This is a genomic window from Streptomyces sp. NPDC005483, assembly GCF_040606035.1.
Taxonomy (GTDB): Bacteria; Actinomycetota; Actinomycetes; order Streptomycetales; family Streptomycetaceae; genus Streptomyces.
Map to the genome: position 1 here is coordinate 192,968 of NZ_JBEXEA010000003.1, position 14,713 is coordinate 207,680.

General features: G+C 71.9%; 11 protein-coding genes. 4 read left to right on the forward strand and 7 right to left on the reverse strand.

What is annotated here, in order from left to right:
* Window positions 1-43 precede the first annotated feature (43 nt).
* Window positions 44-2,440 carry a penicillin acylase family protein gene (locus ABZT06_RS07010; RefSeq protein WP_355736041.1) on the forward strand — a complete coding sequence of 799 codons (2,397 nt, stop codon included), beginning with the start codon at window positions 44-46 and terminating at the stop codon, window positions 2,438-2,440.
* A gap of 3 nt (window positions 2,441-2,443) precedes the next feature.
* Here the strand turns inward: ABZT06_RS07010 and ABZT06_RS07015 are convergent, their stop codons facing one another.
* The 3 genes from ABZT06_RS07015 to ABZT06_RS07025 form a co-directional block, all read right to left on the reverse strand.
* Window positions 2,444-3,997, reverse strand: a complete 1,554-nt coding sequence (locus ABZT06_RS07015) for an acyl-CoA synthetase (protein ID WP_355736044.1) — start codon at window positions 3,995-3,997, stop codon at window positions 2,444-2,446.
* Window positions 3,994-5,103, reverse strand: a complete 1,110-nt coding sequence (locus ABZT06_RS07020) for a nitronate monooxygenase (protein ID WP_355736047.1) — start codon at window positions 5,101-5,103, stop codon at window positions 3,994-3,996. Before ABZT06_RS07020 ends, ABZT06_RS07015 begins: the two co-directional genes overlap by 4 nt.
* A 107-nt stretch (window positions 5,104-5,210) precedes the next feature.
* Window positions 5,211-6,062 (reverse strand): helix-turn-helix transcriptional regulator, encoded by an 852-nt coding sequence (locus ABZT06_RS07025; protein WP_355736050.1) that lies wholly within the window; start codon window positions 6,060-6,062, stop codon window positions 5,211-5,213.
* 54 nt (window positions 6,063-6,116) lie between these two features.
* Here ABZT06_RS07025 and ABZT06_RS07030 point away from each other — a divergent pair, with 54 nt between their 5' ends.
* Window positions 6,117-6,926 (forward strand): glucose 1-dehydrogenase, encoded by an 810-nt coding sequence (locus tag ABZT06_RS07030; RefSeq protein WP_355736053.1) that lies wholly within the window; start codon window positions 6,117-6,119, stop codon window positions 6,924-6,926.
* Between the two features lie 26 nt (window positions 6,927-6,952).
* On the opposite strand, the gene ABZT06_RS07035 is transcribed toward ABZT06_RS07030, so the two are convergent.
* From ABZT06_RS07035 to ABZT06_RS07045, 3 genes are all read right to left on the reverse strand, one after another.
* Window positions 6,953-8,524 (reverse strand): NAD(P)/FAD-dependent oxidoreductase, encoded by a 1,572-nt coding sequence (locus tag ABZT06_RS07035; RefSeq protein WP_355736056.1) that lies wholly within the window; start codon window positions 8,522-8,524, stop codon window positions 6,953-6,955.
* Between the two features lie 71 nt (window positions 8,525-8,595).
* Window positions 8,596-10,845: a serine/threonine-protein kinase gene (locus ABZT06_RS07040; RefSeq protein WP_355736059.1), complete on the reverse strand. Its 2,250-nt coding sequence runs from the start codon at window positions 10,843-10,845 to the stop codon at window positions 8,596-8,598.
* 60 nt (window positions 10,846-10,905) lie between these two features.
* A complete protein-coding gene (locus tag ABZT06_RS07045) occupies window positions 10,906-11,772 on the reverse strand; it encodes an oxygenase MpaB family protein (protein WP_355736062.1) in 867 nt (288 codons plus the stop codon).
* Between the two features lie 370 nt (window positions 11,773-12,142).
* Here ABZT06_RS07045 and ABZT06_RS07050 point away from each other — a divergent pair, with 370 nt between their 5' ends.
* Window positions 12,143-12,448 (forward strand): BON domain-containing protein, encoded by a 306-nt coding sequence (locus tag ABZT06_RS07050; protein ID WP_355736065.1) that lies wholly within the window; start codon window positions 12,143-12,145, stop codon window positions 12,446-12,448.
* A 219-nt stretch (window positions 12,449-12,667) separates the two neighbouring features.
* A complete protein-coding gene (locus tag ABZT06_RS07055; RefSeq protein WP_355736068.1) occupies window positions 12,668-13,558 on the forward strand; it encodes a universal stress protein in 891 nt (296 codons plus the stop codon).
* A gap of 54 nt (window positions 13,559-13,612) precedes the next feature.
* Here ABZT06_RS07055 and ABZT06_RS07060 read toward each other — a convergent pair whose 3' ends face one another.
* Window positions 13,613-14,638, reverse strand: a complete 1,026-nt coding sequence (locus ABZT06_RS07060) for a 6-phosphofructokinase (RefSeq protein ID WP_355736070.1) — start codon at window positions 14,636-14,638, stop codon at window positions 13,613-13,615.
* Window positions 14,639-14,713: the final 75 nt, after the last annotated feature.

The window sequence follows — 14,713 nt, forward strand, 5'->3', positions numbered from 1 at the left end:
GTACGCTCAACCGCTCCTTCCCTCAATGACGTTGGGAGGCACCATGCGCACCCGCCCCAGACGCGCCGTCGTCGCGGCCGTGGCCCTGTTCGCCGCCGTCGGCACGCTGCCGGCCGCAGCCGCGCAGGACCGGCAGAAACAGGAACATCCGTCCCACGGTGGCCTGTCCGCCACCATCCGCTACACCGAGTACGGCATCCCGCACATCCTCGCGAAGAACTACGCGGACCTCGGTTTCGGCACCGGGTGGGCGCAGGCCACCGACCAGGTGTGCACGCTCGCCGACGGGTTCGTGACCGTGCGCGGCGAGCGTTCGCGGTTCTTCGGGGCCGACGCGCCCTCCGACTCCGCGCTCTCCTCGGCCACCAAGAACGTCTCCAGCGACCTGTACTTCCGCGGGGTGCGGGAGGCGGGAACGGTGGAGGAGCTGATGGCCACACCTGCGCCGCGCGGGCCGAGCCGTGCGGTGAAGGAGCTGATGCGGGGTTTCGCGGCGGGCTACAACGCCTGGCTGAGGAAGAACCCGATCAACGACCCGGCGTGCCGAGGGGCCGACTGGGTGCGTCCCGTGTCGGTCCAGGACGTGGCCGCCCGCAACTTCGCGCTGGCCGTGCTCGGCGGTCAGGGCCGGGCCGTGGACGGCATCACGGCCGCGCAGCCGCCCACGCCCACCACCCCGACGGCCCACGCGCCGGACGCCCGGGACACCGCACGGGCGGCCCGTGAACTGTTCGCCGCCGACTCCGCCGACATGGGCTCCAACGCCGTCGCCTTCAGCGGGGCCACGACGGCGAACGGCCGCGGGCTCCTCCTCGGCAACCCGCACTACCCCTGGCAGGGCGGTCGCCGCTTCTGGCAGTCGCAGCAGACCATCCCCGGGGAACTGAACATCGCGGGCGGCTCACTGCTCGGCTCGGCGACCGTCTCCATAGGTCACAACGCGCGGGTGGCCTGGAGCCACACCGTGGCCACCGGCATCACCCTGAACCTGCACCAGCTCACCCTGGACGCGGCCGACCCGACCACCTACCTGGTGGACGGCAGGCCCGAGCGGATGACCAGGCGCCAGGTGACCGTCGCCGTCAAGGACTCCGCACCGGTGACGAAGACCCAGTGGTGGACGCGGTACGGCCCGGTCGTCACCTCGCTCGGGGCGGCGCTGCCGCTGCCCTGGACCACCACGACGGCGTACGCCCTGAACGACCCGAACGCCACCAATCTGCGCGCCTCCGACACGGCCCTCGGCTTCAGCAAGGCCCGCAGCACGAGCGAGGTGCTGGGCGCGCTGAAGCGCACGCAGGGTCTTCCGTGGGTGAACACGATCGCCGCCGACGCACAGGGGCACACCCTGTTCACGCAGTCGCAGGTGCTCCCCCGGATCACCGACGAACTGGCCCAGCGGTGCTCCACTCCCCTGGGCAGGGTCACCTATCCCGCCTCGGGCGTGGCCATCCTGGACGGCTCGCGCGGTGACTGTGCCCTCGGCAGTGACCCGGACGCCGTGCAGCCGGGGATCTTCGGGCCGGCGAAGATGCCGGTCCTGAAGGACGCGCCGTACGCGGAGAACTCCAACGACAGCGCCTGGCTGGCCAACGCCGAGCGTCCGGTCACCGGGTACGAGAGGGTCTTCGGCACCCTCGGGACCCAGCGCTCGATGCGCACGCGCGGAGCGCTGCAGGACGTGTCAGCGATGGCCGCGCGGGGGCGGTTGACCGTACGGGACCTTCAGGCGCAGCAGTTCGCCGACCGGGTGCCGGCGGGCGACCTGGTGGCGGCGGACGCCGCGAAGGCGTGCGCGGCGCTGCCCGGCGGCACGGCAACGGGCAGCGACGGCAAGGCCGTTGACGTCCGCGAGGCCTGCGGGGTGCTCGCGGCCTGGGACCGCACCGCGGACACCGGAAGCCGGGGCGCGCTGCTGTTCGACCGGCTGTGGCGCAAGCTGCCCGTGTCCCAGCTGTGGAAGGTGCCGTTCTCGGCGGCCGACCCGGTGAACACCCCGAACACCCTCGACACCGGCTCTCCCGCCTTCGTGACGGCCCTCGCGGACTCGGTCACCGAGCTCACGGCGGCGGGCATCCCGCTGAACTCCCGGCTCGGGGAGCACCAGTTCGTCGTACGGAACGGTAAGCGCATCGCCGTTCCTGGCGGCACCGAGTCGCTGGGTGTGTGGAACAAGGTCGAGCCGGTGTGGGATCCGGCGGGCGGCGGATACACGGAGGTGACCACCGGGTCCAGCTACATCCAGGCGGTGGGCTGGGACGGCGGCCGTTGCCCGGTGGCCCGGACCCTGCTGACGTACTCCCAGTCCTCGAACCCGAACTCGCCGCACCACAGCGACCAGACCCGGCTGTTCTCGGCGGAGAGGTGGGTGACGTCCCGGTTCTGCGAGAAGGACATCCTGACCTCGCCCGCGCTGAGGGTCGTCCGGGTCCGGTCCTGAGGCTCACACCGGTCGCGAGCGGCCCTCCCAGTAGGGGTCCCGCAGGCGTCGCTTGTACAGCTTGCCGTTGGGATCGCGGGGCATCTCGGTGATGAAGTCGACGCTCTTCGGGCGTTTGTAGCCCGCGAGTTGCGCGGCGCAGTGGGCGAGGATGTCGGTGGCCAGGTCCGGCCCGGGTGTGTGCCCCGGGGCCGGTTCCACCACGGCCTTGACCTCCTCGCCCCAGTCGTCGTGCGGGATGCCGAAGGCGGCGGCGTCGGCGACCGCGGGGTGCTGGAGCAGGACCGACTCGATCTCGGCGGGGTAGATGTTCACGCCGCCGGAGATGATCATGTCGATCTTGCGGTCGCGGAGGAAGAGATAGCCGTCCTCGTCGAGGAGGCCGAGGTCGCCGACGGTGAAGAAGTCCCCGATGCGGTTCTTCCTCGTCTTGGCCTCGTCCTTGTGGTAGGCGAAGCCACCGGTGTTCATCTTCAGGTACACGGTGCCGAGTTCGCCGGGCGGCAGCCGGTTGCCGTCGTCGTCGAAGACGGCGAGTTCGCTGATGGGCCACGCCTTTCCGACCGTGCCGGGCTTTTTCAGCCAGTCCTCGGCGGTGGCGAAGGCTCCGCCGCCCTCGCTGGCCGCGTAGTACTCCTCCACACAGGGCCCCCACCAGTCGAGCATCGCCCGCTTCACATGGTCGGGGCAGGGGGCGGCGCCGTGGATGGCGTGCCGCATGGACGAGACGTCGTAGCGCGCCCGGACCTCCTGAGGCAGTGCCAGCAGGCGGTGGAACTGGGTCGGGACCATGTGCGTGTGGGTGCACTTGTGCGCGTCGATCAGCCGGAGCATCTCCTGCGGCGTCCACTTGTCCATCAGGACCAGCCGGTGCCCGATGTGCAGGGACGCGGCCGCGAACTGGAGGACGGCGGTGTGGTAGAGCGGCGAGCAGACGAGGTGGACGTTGTCGCCGAAGGGCCGGATGCCGAAGATGCCGAGGAAGCCGCCCAGGTACGCCTCCTCCGGCCGCTTGCCGGGCAGGGGCCGGCGGATACCGCGCGGGCGGCCCGTCGTACCGGAGGTGTAGTTCATGACCCAGCCGAGCTCACGGTCCGCGGGCGCCGACTCCGGTTGTCCGTCGAGGAGTTCGGTGTACGGCCGGAAGCCCTCGACCTCGCCGACGGCGTACCGGTGGCTCACGGGGAGGCCCGCCTCGGCGGCCGCCTGCCGTGCGGTTTCCCCGAACCTCTCGTGAGCGATCAGCACCTTCGCGCCGGAGTCGGCGACGATCCAGGCGATCTCCGGGGCGACGAAATGGTGATTGATCGGGACCAGGTAGAAGCCGGCCTGGCTGGCGGCGAGGTGTGCGGTGAAGAACTCCGCGCTGTTGGGCAGGACGACCGCGAAGGCGTCCCCGCGCTCCAGGCCGGCCGCGCGCAGTCCGTGCACGAGCTGGTTGGCGGCGGCGTGGAGGCGGCCCGCGGTCCAGGGCGAGCCGTCGGGGGCGATGAGGGCCGTGCGGGAGGGGTCCTGCGCGGCCTGGGCCCAGAAACCCGCGGGAGGTGTGCTCGTCACTGGCCGCTCCTTCCGGCGATGCGGTTGATGCGATCGACGGCCTCCTCGAAGCCGCGGGTGAGGTCGTCGAAGACGGCCTGGACGCTGCGCTCACTGGTCATCCGGCCGACGATCTGGCCGACGGGCGTGCCCAGCAGGGGCTCCACCTCGTACTTCTGGATGCGCGAGACGGCGTCGGCGACCAGCAGACCCTGCAGGGGCATGGGGAGGGTGCCGGGTCCGTCGGCGGAGTCCCAGGCGTCGGTCCATTCGGTACGGAGCTGGCGCGCGGGCTTCCCGGTCAGCGCGCGGGAGCGGACGGTGTCGCCGGAGCCTGCCGCGAGCAGCTTCTCGATCAGCTTGGGCGAGGGCAGTTCCGCCTCTGTGGTGGTCAGCCATATGGAGCCCAGCCACACGCCTTGGGCGCCGAGTGCCAGTGCGGCCGCCACCTGCCGACCGCTGCCGATGCCGCCCGCCGCCAGCACGGGCAGCGGGGCCACGGCGTCGACGACCTCGGGTGTGAGGACCATGGAGGCGATGTCCCCGGTGTGGCCGCCGGCCTCGTAGCCCTGGGCGACCACGATGTCGATGCCGCCCTCCTGGTGCTTGACGGCGTGCCGGGCGCTGCCCGCGAGGGCGGCGACCAGGACGTTCTTCTCGTGGGCGCGGGCCACCACGTCGGCGGGCGGGGAGCCCAGCGCGTTGGCGAGCAGCCGGATCGGGTAGTCGAAGGCGACGTCCAGCTGGTTGCGGGCGACCTGCTCCATCCAGCCCGTGATGCGCCACCCGGAGACCTCGCCCTCGGCGAGTTCGGGCACGCCGTACTTGGCGAGGGTGTCCCTGACGAACTGCCGGTGCCCCTCGGGGATCATCGCCTCGACGTCCGCCTCGGTCACCCCTTCGACCTTCTTGGCGGGCATGACGACGTCCAGGCCGTACGGCCTGCCGTCGACGTGGGCCTCGATCCAGTCGAGGTCCCGTTTGAGTTCGTCGGGGGCCGTGTAGCGGACCGCGCCGAGCACTCCGAAGCCGCCGGCCCGGCTGATGGCCGCGGCAACGGCGGGGAACGGCGTGAAGCCGAAGACGGCGTGCTCGACTCCCAGTTTCTTGCTCAGCTCCGTCTGCATGGCCGCAGGATGCCGCAGACCTCCGGACGACGGAAGAGGTTTTCTGATGCTCCGTCAGATTCTGGTCCCGGGACAGAGTTCCGTGACGGCGTCCGGGGACCGACGGGTCAGCCGGCGACGTCCATGCGCTGGGTGCCGATCACCGACAGGAGCCGGAGCGCCTCCTCGGACCGGGTACCGGGCGTGGCGGTGTAGATCACGACGCGCTGGTCCCGGTCCGCGATGTCCAGGACATCGCAGTTCACGGTGACCGGGCCGACCACGGGGTGATCGAAGGTCTTGCAGAGCGTCGGGCTGGCCGTGACGTCATGGGCAGCCCACAGGCGGGCGAACTCCTCGCTCCCGTCGAGGAGTTCGGCCACCAGACCGGTCAGCTCGGCATCGTCGGGATAGCGGGCGGAGGCGGCACGCAACTGCTGGACCGAGGAGCGTGCGAACTCCTCCCCGTCCGACACCCCGTACAGGCGCCGCCCTTCGGGGTGCGGGCCGAGGAAGGCCCGCCGGACGAGGTTGCGGTCGCGGCGCGAAAGGGCGGAGAAGTCCTCCATGAGGGCCGCCGCCAGATCGTTCCAGGCGATGACCTCGTGGGTCGCCGAGATGACGATCGCCGCGGCCTGCGGCAACCGGTGCAGCAGGTCGACGATGCTCTGGCGCACCTCCCGGGAGGGGCCGGGCGGCGGACCCGGCGGGGTGCCCGCGAGGTGGTGGAGGTGGTCGCGTTCGGCGTCCGACAGCCGCAGGGCGCGGGCCACCTGGGCCAGCACCTCGAGGGAGGGACGGGGTGCGCGCGCCTGCTCCAGCCGGGTGTAGTACTCGGTGGAGATGTACGCCAGCTGCGCCACCTCCTCGCGGCGCAGACCCGGGGTGCGGCGGCGCGGCCCGGCGGGCAGGCCCGCGTCCGCGGGGGCGATGCGCTCGCGTCGGCTGCGCAGGAAGTCGGCCAGTTCTCGTCGGTCCACGGTCCCAGTGTGCGCGGACACCGGGATGCCCAGCCAGGTACTGCCGATGCCTGGATGAGGATCGCGGCCGGACGCAGGCTCGTCGGCATGACCGACACCACGATCACACCACTGCTCGCCGACAAGGTCGCCTTCGTCACCGGCGCCGGACGCGGCATCGGCGCCGCGGCCGCACGGCTGTTCGCCCGCGAAGGCGCCCGTGTGCTGCTCGCCGCCCGCACCGAGACCGAGCTCAAGGCGGTGACCGAGGAGATCCGCGCCGAGGGCGGCACCGCCGACCACGTCCGCTGCGACCTGGCCGACCCGGCGAGCGTCCAGGCCGCCGTCGACCGGGCCGTAGAGCTGTACGGCAGGCTCGACGTGGCCTTCAACAACGGCGCGACCATCCAGCAGCCCGGCCCCATGGACCAACTGTCCGAGGCCGAGTTCGACCACGTCGTCTCCGTCAACCTGAAGGGCCCCTGGCTCGCGATGAACGCCGAGATCGCCGCGATCCGGGCCACCGCCGGGACCGGCGCGATCGTCAACAACTCCAGCGTCGGCAGCCTGATGGCCAACCCCTGGCTGCCCGCGTACGGCGCCGCCAAGCGGGCGGTCAACAGCCTGACCGCGTCGGCCGCCGCCACGTACGGCCCGGAGGGCATCCGGGTCAACGCCGTCGCCCCCGGCGGCACGCTGACCAAAATGATCGACGACTGGGAGGCCGCCACCCCGGGCATCGTCGAGCAGCTCGTCGCGCAGACCCCGCTGGGCCGCGGTGCCGACCCGGCCGAGATCGCCGAGGCCGCGGCCTGGCTGCTGAGCGACCGGGCCTCGTACGTCACCGGAGTGGTGCTCCGGGTCGACGGCGGCAGCCGGGCCTGACGGTACGGGCAGGCGGGCGGGGCGCGTCAGCCGTCGAGCTGCTCCAGCACGGCCATCGCCGCGTTGTGTCCCGGCACCCCGCTCACCCCGCCGCCGCGCACCGCGCCCGCCCCGCACAGCAGCACGTTCGCCTGCCGGGTCTCCACGCCCCAGCGGCCGGTGCCCTCCTCGGCGTACGGCCAGGACAGTTCGCGGTGGAAGATGTTGCCGCCGGGCAGCCGCAGGTCCCGTTCCAGGTCGAGCGGGGTCTTCGCCTCGATGCAGGGCCGGCCGTCCGCGTCCGTGGCCAGGCAGTCGGCCAGCGGTTCGGCGAGGTGGGCGTCGAGCTGGGCGAGGGTCGACTTGAGGAGTTCCTCGCGTACGGCGTCGTTGTCCCGGTCGAAGAGCCGGGCCGGGGTGTGCAGGCCGAACAGGGTGAGGGTCTGGTAGCCCTGCTCGACGAAGTCCGGGCCGAGGATGGTCGGGTCGGTGAGCGAGTGGCAGTAGATCTCGGAGGGCGGGGCGTCGGGGAGCCGGCCGGCGGCGGCCTGGGCGTGGGCGACGGCGAGCTGCTGGTAGCCCTCGGCGATGTGGAAGGTGCCGGAGAACGCCTCGCGCGGGTCGACGTCGCCGTCACGCAGCCGCGGCAGGCGCTTGAGGAGCATGTTGACCTTGAGCTGGGCGCCTTCGGCGGGGGTGGGCGGCCCGTCGCCGGTGAGGGTGGCGAGTTCCTGCGGGGAGGCGTTGACCAGGACGTGCCGGGCGGCGACGGTGCCCTCTCCCTCGGCCGTGCGGTACGTGATCTCCGCCGAGCTGCCGTCCGCGGAGATCCCCACGACCTCGTGCCCGGTGGCGAGGACGGCGCCGGCCTGCCGTGCCGCGGTGGCCAGGGCGTCGGTGAGGGCGCCCATGCCGCCGACGGGTACGTCCCAGGCGCCGGTCCCGCCGCCGATCACGTGGTAGAGGAAGCAGCGGTTCTGCTTGAGGGAGGGGTCGTGGGCGTCGGCGAAGGTGCCGATGAGCGCGTCCGTCAGGACCACGCCCCGCACCAGGTCATCGGCGAAACGGTCCTCCACGGCCACCCCGATCGGCTCCTCGAACAGGACCCGCCAGGCCTCCTCGTCGTCCACCCGCAGACGCAGTTCGTCCCGAGTGGGCAGGGGCTCGGTGAGGGTGGGGAAGACCCGCTGCGCGACGCGGCCGGTCAGGTCGTAGAACCGCTGCCAGGCCCGGTACTCGCCTTCGCCGCCGGTGAGCCTGGCGAAGGCCTCCCTGGTGCGGCGCTCGCCGCCGCCGACGAGCAGTCCGGTCGGCCTGCCGTCGCGTTCGACGGGGGTGTACGACGAGACGTTGCGGGTGCGGACGCGGAAGTCCAGGCCGAGGTCGCGGACGATCTTCCTGGGCAGCAGGCTGACCAGGTACGAGTAGCGCGACAGCCGGGCGTCCACCCCCGCGAACGGCCGCGTGGACACCGCGGCTCCCCCGGTGTTCCCGAGCCGCTCGAGGACCAGTACGGAGCGCCCCGCCCGGGCCAGATAGGCGGCGGCGACCAGACCGTTGTGGCCCCCGCCGACGATGACGGCGTCGTACTGGCGGTGGTGTCCCTCGTGTGCAGGCATGGTTCTTCGTAACACGTGATGATCTAGGTCGGCCAGAGGTGGGCGGCAGTCGACCCACACCCCGCTCCGGGTCACTGCGCTCCGGACGCCCGCTGCTGCCGCAGCACCGCGACCCTGCGGTAGAGCTCGACCGCCTCCGCGCCCCGGCCGAGCTGTTCCAGGCAGTGGGCTTCGTCGTTGCGGCTGGCGAGGGTGTCGGGGTGGTCGGCGCCGAGGACCCGTTCGCGGGCGGTGGCCACTGTGCGGTACTCGGTGAGGGCGTCCGTCCAGCGGCCGAGCCAGCCGAGGCCCACGGCGACCTCGCGGCGGCTCACCAGGGTGTCCGGGTGGTCGGGGCCGAGGACGCGCTCGCGGATCGCGCACACGTCCCGGGACTCGGCGAGGGCTTCCTCCCAGCGGCCGAGGCGGCCGAGGTTGACACCGAGGCCGTGGCGGGCGCGCAGGGTCTCGGGGTGGGCGGGGCCGTGGACGCGGGTACGGTCGTCGATCAGGTCGCGGTAGAGCTGGAGCGCGTCCGCGCTGCGGCCGAGGCGGCCGAGGCTGATGCCGACCTCGTAGCGGGCGGCGAGGGTGTCGGGGTGATCGGGACCGAGGGCCCGGGCGCGCGCCTCGGCGACCTCGTGATACGTCTGCAGGGCTTCCGGCCAGCGTCCCAACTGCCCGAGCGCGTAGGCGACCTCGTAGCGGGTGACCAGGGTGTCGGGGTGGTGGGGGCCCAGCACCCGGGCGCGCGCGGCGGCCACCTCGCAGGCCATGCGGTACGAGTCCTCCAGGCGGCCGAGCCGGCTGAGGTTGAAGGCGAGGTTGTGGCGGCAGCGCAGGGTGTCGGGATGGTCCGGGCCCATCCCGCGCTCGCGGGCGGCGAGCACCGAGTTGTAGACCTGGTGGGCGTCGAAGTGGCGGCCCAACTGGCCGAGGACGTACGCCATTTCCTGGCGGGCGGCGAGTGTGTCGGGGTGGTCGGCGCCCAGGGTGCGGGTCCTGGTCGCGGCCACGTGCTTGTACTCGCGCAGGGCGTCCGCGGCCCGTCCGGTGCGGCTGAGGGTGAAGGCGACCTCGTAACGGCTGGCCAGGGTGTCGGGGTGGTCGGGGCCGAGCAGATGCTCGCGTTCGGCGGCGACCGCGCGGTGCACCTCGCCGGCCTCGGCCCAGCGGCCCAGACGCCCGAGGCTCAGCCCCGCGTTGTGCCGCCCGGCGAGGGCCGTGAGGGCCTGCCCGGAGGGTGCGGGCGGCTCGTCCGGCACGGGTACCTCGACGCGGCCGGTGGCGGGGCGGGCTGTCCACTCACCGGTCAGACCGGCCCCGGCGTCCGGGGGTGTGGTCACGAGGCCGGCGCCGGTGGCCTTGTGGCCGGTGGTCATGCCCCGGGTCCAGGACGGCAGCCGCCTCTCGTGGGGCCGGGCGGTCTCGGGGAACTCCGGCGGCCGGAAGTCGGGGCGCGGGGTCACCACGGTGGGCACGTACGCCGGTGTGGTGCGGCCCAGGGTGATCCGGCGGCCCAGCTCACGTGCGTCGTGCGGGCGTTGTTCGGGCTGTTTGGCCAGCAGGTCGAGGATGACCCGGTCGAGGTACTCGGGGAGTTCGGCGCGGTGGCTGCGCGGCGGCCGGGGCGGGGTGTCGCGGTGGCCGACGAGGATCGCCCAGGCGTCCTCCAGGTCGAAGGGCGGCGCCCCGGTGGCGATCTCGTACAGCACGCATCCGAGGGAGTACAGGTCGCTGCGCTGGTCGACCTCCGAACCCCCTATCTGCTCCGGCGACATGTAGTGCGGGGTGCCCATCGCGATGCCGGTGCCGGTCAGCCGGGAGGTGAAGTCGACGTCGTGGCCGAGGCGGGCGATGCCGAAGTCGCAGATCTTCACGGTGCCGTCGGTGAGCCGGACGATGTTCGCGGGCTTCAGGTCCCGGTGCACGATGCCCTGCTGGTGGGTGTAGGCGAGGGCGGCGGCGACCTGGTCGGCGATCTCGACGACGTCGGACACGGGCAGGGGGTGCTGTTTGTTGTCCTCCAGGAGCTGGCTGAGGTTGCGCCCCTCCAGGAGTTCCATCACCAGGTAGAGGACACCGTCGGACTCGCCGAAGTCGTGCACGACGGTCACCCCGCGATGGCTGAGCGCGGCGGCCACCCGGGCCTCCCGCCGGAACCGCTCCCGCAGGACCCGGGTGAAGGTCTGGTCGTGCTGCCCGCCCAGCGGCTTGAGGCACTTCACGGCGACATGGCGGCCCAGCGACTCGTCGCGCGCCCGCCACACCTCGCCCATGCCCCCGCGCCCGATCAGATCGAGCAGTCGGTACCGCCCCTGGATGAGTCTGCTGTCCCCCATCTCCTGCGACCGCCCCCGTAATCTCGCCCCGCCCTCCCCTGGCTCGTCCAGTATGGCGACCTATCGTCCGAGTTTGTACGGGGCGGGCCGGGTGCCCGGTCCGAGCCGTGCCATGGCACGGAGGATGTGTTTGGGCGGGAGTTGCCAGCGCAGACGTGCGGGAACGCAGCGAAGCAGGGTGCCGGTGGCGCGCAACTGGCGGGTGACGGTGGTGGGTTCGGGGGCTTTCCTGCCGTACAGCTCGTGGGCGTACGGCGGCAGGGCGGCGTACGCCAGCTGCGCCACGCGCCGCCACAGCACCTCGCGCGCCGGGACGAGGAGGGGGTGCGTCGGCGGGCGGAGGAGGAAGTCGTCCACTTCGCGGGCCTCCGGCGTAGCGGCGAGCTCGGGGAGCGCCTTCTCGAAGTAGGCGGCCATCTCGCCTTGGTTCGCCGGTACGGCGTCGGGGTCCAGGCCCACCAGGCGGGCGCTGACCCGGTGTTCGGCGATGTAGCGGTCGGCCTGCTCGTCGGTGAGGGGGAAGCCGGAGCGGCGGGCGACCTGGAGGTAGGAGTCGATCTCCGCGCAGTGCACCCACAGCAGGAGGCCGGGTTCGTCGACGCCGTAGCGCTCACCGGTGTCGGGGTCGGTCGCGCCGAGCATGCTGTGGATCTTCCGGACCCGGGCGCCGGCCTTCTCCGCGGCCTCGGTGGTGCCGTAGGTCGTGGTGCCGACGAAGTTCGCGGTGCGCATCAGCCGGCCCCAGGCGTCGCGCCGGAAGTCGGAGTTCTGCATGACTCCGCGCACCGCGCGCGGATGCAGGGCCTGGAGGTAGAGCGCGCGGATGCCGGCGACCCACATCATCGGGTCGCCGTGCAGCTGCCAGGTCACCGAGTCCGGGGTGAACAGTCCGGGATCAGCCGCCTCATAGCCCGCTTTGTCCGCCATACGCGCAGTGTGACCAGGACTGACAGCCGGCACAAGGCCCGATTCGTGGCCTGTGCCGATGCCAGGTAGCTCGAGTAACTTGAAACGGGTGTACCGCTCGAATGTGGAGGGCCCGGTTGACACCGCTCAGCTCGGCATGCGTCGTTCCGCATACATGACCTGATAGCGCCCGGACGGGCCCCGTGGTCCGCGGGCGGGGGTCCGCCCTTCACTGAGCGCCGCGCACCTGTTGCCGGCGGAGAGCGCCAAGGCGCACGCGCTGACCGCGGGGGAACTGATGACGAGCCCCGCCGTTACAGGCGCGGCCTCAGTGGTCGGTCGTGGAGGCGGCCCGCGCCATGGCCCGCACCAGGTCAAACGGCTGCCCGTCGTGGACGCCCTCGGCCTGCTGGTGGGCGTCGTCAGTCGCGATGACCTGCCGCGCGTCTTCCTGCGCCGAGACATCGCGATCCAGGAAGAGATCACCACGGATGTCATGATCCGGAGCCTCGGCCTGCGCCCCGGCGACGTCAGCGTCCACGTCGCCGACGGACGGGTGACACTCGACGGCACCGTGCCGCAGGAAAGCCTCATCCCCATCGCGGTACGCCTGTCCGAAAGCGTCGACGGTGTCATCGACGTCACGCATCACCTCCGCACCGACAGCGAGACCGCAGCCGGTGCACCAGGCCGTTGACTTCATCCCCCGTGGGCGGGATGCGACCTGCGCCTTCCAGAGGAACGCGGGCACCGGGCTGCCGACCTGTGCGGCTGCTTCGGGGTGCGGGCCGGTGAGGGCCTTCGGCTCCGCCACCTGTGCGGACGCCGTCACGGCCCTGCCGTGGAACCCTGCAAGAGAAGAGGCATGGGCCGGTGCGGTTCCCCTGAAGGTGCGCGCCACGTGAAGGAGGGCACGATGAGTCACCCTGTGCTGGCGGGTATCGACGGCTCCGCACACAGTTCGGTGGCGGCCGACTGGGCGGCCCGGGAGGCAGTGCTGCGCGGCGTCCAGCTGCATCTGGTACATGCCTCCCCAGCGCTTCCGGGCACCGCCGTGCCGCTCCCGGCGGCGGACAGGTTGCGTCACATGGGTGAGCAGATGCTCCAGCGGGCGGTCGCCGACCTCAGCGACCGTCACCCGGATCTCGAGGTGCGGAGTGAACAGGCCGATGATGCCCCCGCCGCGGCGCTCCTGGCCGCGGCACGCGCTGCCGGGCTCCTTGTCGTGGGCGCACGGGGCACGGGTGGCTTCGACGGTCTTGCGGTCGGTTCGGTGGCCCTGCGGATGGCCATGGGGGCCTCTTGTCCGGTCGTACTGGTGCCCCGGCGACGTGACGGCGCCCTCGGAGAAGGGACGCACGAGGCACGCAGCGCCGCCGAGATGGTGGTGGGGTTCGACACGCGTCACCCGGTCGGTGAGGCGGCGGACTTCGCCTTCTCGGCCGCGGAGGCACACGGAGCACTTCTGCGGGTGGTCCGAGCATGGGCGCTTCCTGCCGAGTCCGTGTCTCCCGGCACACTGGCGGTGACCGAGGAGGACCGCGCCACCTGGGAGGATCAGGAGGTCCTGCAACTCTCCGACGCACTGCGCCCGTGGCGGGAGAAGTATCCGCGGGTGACGGTCCGTCCCGATGTCGTGCTGCTCCACCCCGCCGAAGCGCTGCTGAACTCGGCCCGCGGCGCGGAGCTGCTCGTCGTGGGCCGCCGTACCGATCCGCAGGCGGTCGAGGGCAGACTGGGGCCCACCGCTCACGCCGTACTGCACCACGCCGTCTGCCCGGTGGCAGTAGTTCCGCATGAGGCCTGACGGTGGACCGACAGGACCGATGGGGATCCGGTGGGCACCGGCTACCTGGAGCGGTCAGCCGAAGAACACCGCGAACTCGTCGTAGAGCGCCGGATCGACCTTCTTGGTCGTCTCCGTGGCATCGGCGAGCGGAACCCGGACGATCTGCGTGCCGTGCAGGGCCACCATCTTGCCGAAGTCACGGTCCTTGACCGCGTCGACGGCGTGCAGTCCGTAGCGCGTGGCCAGCCACCGGTCGAAGGCGCTCGGCGTGCCGCCGCGCTGCACGTGGCCCAGGACCGTGGTGCGGGCGTCCGTGCCCGTGCGTTCCGAGATCTCCTGGGCCAGCCACTCGCCGATGCCGGACAGCCGCACATGGCCGAACTCGTCCAGCGTCTGGTTCTTGCGCATCATCTGTCCCTCGTGGGGGACGGCCCCCTCGGCCACCACGACGATGGGCGCATAGTTGATCTCGAATCGGCTCTGCACCCACGCGCAGACCTGGTCGATGTCGAACGGCTGCTCCGGAATGAGGATCGCGTTGGCGCCGCCCGCGATGCCGGCATGCAGCGCGATCCACCCGGAGTGCCGTCCCATCACCTCGACCACCAGGGTGCGCATGTGCGACTCGGCGGTGGTGTGGAGGCGGTCGATGGCCTCGGTCGCGATGCCGACAGCGGTGTCGAAGCCGAAGGTGCAGTCAGTGCAGGACACGTCATTGTCGATGGTCTTCGGTACGCCGACCAGATCGATCCCCTGACGGCTCAGCTCGGTGGCCACACCGAGCGTGTCCTCGCCGCCGATCACGACGAGCGCGTCCACGTCGTGCGCGGCGAGAGTGTCCTGCACACGCCGCAGGCCATCCTCGTGCTTGAACGGATTGGTACGGGAGGAGCCGAGGATGGTTCCGCCGCGGGGCAGGATTCCGCGCACGCTGGAGATGTCGAGCGGCACCACCCTGTTCTGGAGCGCGCCGAGCCAGCCGTCCCGCAAGCCGACGAAGTCGAAGGCGTACTCCTGTACGCCTCTGCGGACCACGCTGCGGATCACAGCGTTGAGGCCGGGACAGTCACCGCCGCCGGTCAGCACTCCAACCCTCATGGCTTCCTCCCATCAGCTGGTCACCCGACCTGGTGGCAGCCCGATCGAAACCGCTGTCGGGGAACATGGCTCACC

Excerpts from the sequence above, each read along its gene's own strand:
- ABZT06_RS07030 (WP_355736053.1), top strand. The coding sequence starts at position 6,117 with ATGAGGATCGCGGCCGGACGCAGGCTCGTCGGCATGACCGACACCACG.
- ABZT06_RS07045 (WP_355736062.1), bottom strand. The coding sequence starts at position 11,772 with ATGGCGGACAAAGCGGGCTATGAGGCGGCTGATCCCGGACTGTTCACC.
- ABZT06_RS07010 (WP_355736041.1), top strand. The coding sequence starts at position 44 with ATGCGCACCCGCCCCAGACGCGCCGTCGTCGCGGCCGTGGCCCTGTTC.
- ABZT06_RS07055 (WP_355736068.1), top strand. The coding sequence starts at position 12,668 with ATGAGTCACCCTGTGCTGGCGGGTATCGACGGCTCCGCACACAGTTCG.
- ABZT06_RS07020 (WP_355736047.1), bottom strand. The coding sequence starts at position 5,103 with ATGCAGACGGAGCTGAGCAAGAAACTGGGAGTCGAGCACGCCGTCTTC.
- ABZT06_RS07040 (WP_355736059.1), bottom strand. The coding sequence starts at position 10,845 with ATGGGGGACAGCAGACTCATCCAGGGGCGGTACCGACTGCTCGATCTG.
- ABZT06_RS07060 (WP_355736070.1), bottom strand. The coding sequence starts at position 14,638 with ATGAGGGTTGGAGTGCTGACCGGCGGCGGTGACTGTCCCGGCCTCAAC.
- ABZT06_RS07035 (WP_355736056.1), bottom strand. The coding sequence starts at position 8,524 with ATGCCTGCACACGAGGGACACCACCGCCAGTACGACGCCGTCATCGTC.